We start from the raw sequence: 2,844 nt of genomic DNA on the forward strand, positions 1-2,844 counted from the left end.
CGGATTATAGCTTCTGAAATTGTAGTTCATGAGGCCCTCAAAAAGCAATTATCATGTTGAAATTATATAATATTTTACCGAATTCGGCCTCATTTTGCAACTAATATTTGCGGGACAGACTCATAAGGATCGTCTCTAAAGGTAAATTTGTATCCTGCCGTTACAGAAAGACCACTGAATGGTCTCCATTTGGCCTTGGTCTTGAACTTGTGTGTCTTGATATCTCTGTCCACGATGAACTCTTGGTTTTTCCTGTCATCACTTTCATACTCATAACCGCCCCTGAGGGTCAGGTTGCGAAGCAAGCGATACCTCACGTCGGCACGGACATTGGCAATATTCCTTTCTTCATCCGAGTCGCGTGTCCAGTCATTGCTGTCACCCTTAAGATCTATGTCTGCGCTGTCAGAGTCGATAAACTGATAGCGACCGTTCAGGCTTACCAGCAGGTCTCTGGTCAGATTGGCTGTCCAGCTCAGCATCCCGGCATCGTAAGTCGTGTCCAGTTCGTGTCCTTCTATGCCATATTCATCGGCACTTTGATTTTCTGCGAAGGAGTGGATATAGCCGAAAGACACGCTTTGATTCTTGCTGATATCGTATTTGCCTTTCACGTGGTAGACCGTCTTGGTGGTCTCAGGGGTCCTGGACAGTTCGAGAGGGTTATCATGGACATCGTAGTTAACTAAACTGTCGAACCCGATCGACGGATTACCTGGATTAACTGCAGGATCATACAGGTGGTACAGGTGATTACTATGATTGTCGAATGTCCTGTAGAGAAAGCTGTATTCCATCGAGAGCTGCCCAAGATTGACTTCAACAAAAGGCTTGTAGTCCTGGGTCGTCTCATCGATGTCTTTATCATGGGCCACTACATGGCAAGAACCACACTTGCTCATGCCCATTGCCTGTTGATGTCCTTCTCTATTCTCATAACGATAGTGCACACCCACCTTGACGCCTGGTACCATGGGAAGACGAAGGACAGTGGTCGCATCGTATTTTTCATAGTTGACGCCGAAATTTTTATCCGGCGCCCTGTTGGAGTTTACGTCAAACCCCGAAGGAGCATAATCATAAGTGTGCCACAACTCGGCTCCCTGCCCCGGAGCTTTTGTTACCGCCTGTATATGGAGCAGTTCATCCTGGCCCAGGCGATGCAAGAATTCCTGGTATCCGCCGTGAAGCTCGAAGATCCGATCCACATTCAGGTGCCCACTGTAGTCCTGATCCACGGTGTCGATGTGCCTACCCTCTGCGCCGAACTCGATCTTACCGCTTCTGACGTCAACTGAACCGCCATAAATTCCAACCAGATCTTCGTCTGAAAGGCTTCTGTATTCTGCCGCCTTATTGGGGCTGTCATTATTACCGTTGATGCTCACGCCCCCGGAGAGTTCTACATGAATACTCTGTTCACCATCCTCATCTGCCCATACGGCATTGCCAAGCGAGAGGAAGACGGCCAGGGCAAAAATGACAAAAATTGCTATATATTTCTTCATCTGTCTGCCTCCTTATCAGCGTGTCAGGCCGGCGCCGAGGCCCGCACCTGCCTGCGATGGCAAATCACTGCCGTGAATTGACTGGTGACAAGTAGTACATTTTGTCAGCATTCCGCGGGACCAGTCATGAGGATCTTTACCCCTGACGGTATGTGGCGTCAGGTCGTTATATGCATCCATGACACCACCTCTCGTAAGGTCGCCAATCGTGCCTTCCCTGTTGGCATGGAAGTGTGCTTCATGACACTGCAGGCACAGGAAGGGCTCATTCTGCTTCAGGAGGTTGTTTGCCACGGTCCCGTGGGGTTCATGACACTCAAGGCAGCTTTCTGAAACAGGGGCATGCTCAAAGACGAACGGTCCCTGATAACGGGTATGGCATTTAAGGCACAGGTCGTTGAGCCTTTCGTCGGTCTTAAGCATGCCGTCGGCCCCGGTCTGTGTACCGTGAGGCTGGTGACAGCTATCGCATGTCATTTTCCCTTCTTTCAAGGGATGGTGAGACATATAATACATCTTTGCCTTCTGAGATGTATGGCAGGAGGCACAGAGATCTATTTCCTTCTCAGCCAGGAGGTGTTTTTCTGGATTATTGTGGATATTGTGGCAGGAAGTGCAAGTTACGTCACTCAGGGCATGCTCTGAGTTTGCCCAGTTCATCTGGGCCCCGGCCTGATGACAGGTAGTGCAGACCCCGGCAACTTCATCAGCGGCCAGCCCATCTTTACCGAAGCGCAAGATCTTCTCCGGCTCACCGTCCTCATCCACGTGTACGGACCCTGGCCCGTGGCAGCCTTCACAGCCATGCTGGTAGCCATATGCCTCAAAAGACGCAATGCGCATATGAACATTGTTATGCCGATCATTGGCAAAGTCTTCGTGACATTCCAAACAGGCTTCGCTGCCTACGTATGTTGCCCCGGGCGCCACTTCCGGCACCTTGATGATACTGGCCCTTTTTTCCAGCATCTGACAGCCGATCAAAAAGCAAAGACCGACTGCGGCAATCAAGACTCTTTTTAGCATAATTATTCCCTCCCCTTCTTCCTTGGTCTAAAAACCGGGACATTATCCCGCCTATTCCACCAAGTTATAGCAGGCCTATTGGCCTGCCTTCTTTCCAAAAATATCTGACTTGTTACATTCTGTCTGTCCGGATAATCACCTCCTTCCAGGTATTCCGACACATAGGCCAAATACCTGGATATTTCATATAAGATACAGGCAGCAAGCACCGGGTAGGCTGCTTGCCATACAATTACTGCCATTGGTCTGAAGATTCTTTCATAGAGCAACCATTTTTTGAGTCAACTCCTCAATTTTTCTAATTTTTTTT

General features: G+C 49.2%; 3 protein-coding genes. All 3 read right to left on the minus strand.

Features of this window, described 5'->3' with window-relative positions; translation table 11 throughout:
* Positions 1-89 precede the first annotated feature (89 nt).
* From C4B57_06250 to C4B57_06260, 3 genes are read right to left on the minus strand one after another with little or no spacing between them, the layout of a single operon-like run.
* The gene (locus C4B57_06250; GenBank protein ID PXF54675.1) at positions 90-1,508 is read right to left on the minus strand and encodes a hypothetical protein; all 1,419 of its coding nucleotides are present in this window, start codon (positions 1,506-1,508) and stop codon (positions 90-92) included.
* A gap of 15 nt (positions 1,509-1,523) precedes the next feature.
* Positions 1,524-2,534, minus strand: coding sequence for a cytochrome C (locus tag C4B57_06255; protein PXF54676.1), 1,011 nt, complete (start codon positions 2,532-2,534; stop codon positions 1,524-1,526).
* A gap of 2 nt (positions 2,535-2,536) precedes the next feature.
* On the minus strand, positions 2,537-2,803 hold the full coding sequence (locus C4B57_06260; GenBank protein PXF54677.1) for a hypothetical protein: 267 nt from the start codon (positions 2,801-2,803) through the stop codon (positions 2,537-2,539).
* Between the last annotated feature and the right edge of the window lie 41 nt (positions 2,804-2,844).

It is taken from the genome of Deltaproteobacteria bacterium, assembly GCA_003194485.1.
GTDB lineage: Bacteria > Desulfobacterota > Dissulfuribacteria > Dissulfuribacterales > UBA3076 > UBA3076.

Coding starts and splice junctions, on each gene's coding strand:
- C4B57_06250 (PXF54675.1), bottom strand. CDS start 1,508: ATGAAGAAATATATAGCAATTTTTGTCATTTTTGCCCTGGCCGTCTTC.
- C4B57_06255 (PXF54676.1), bottom strand. CDS start 2,534: ATGCTAAAAAGAGTCTTGATTGCCGCAGTCGGTCTTTGCTTTTTGATC.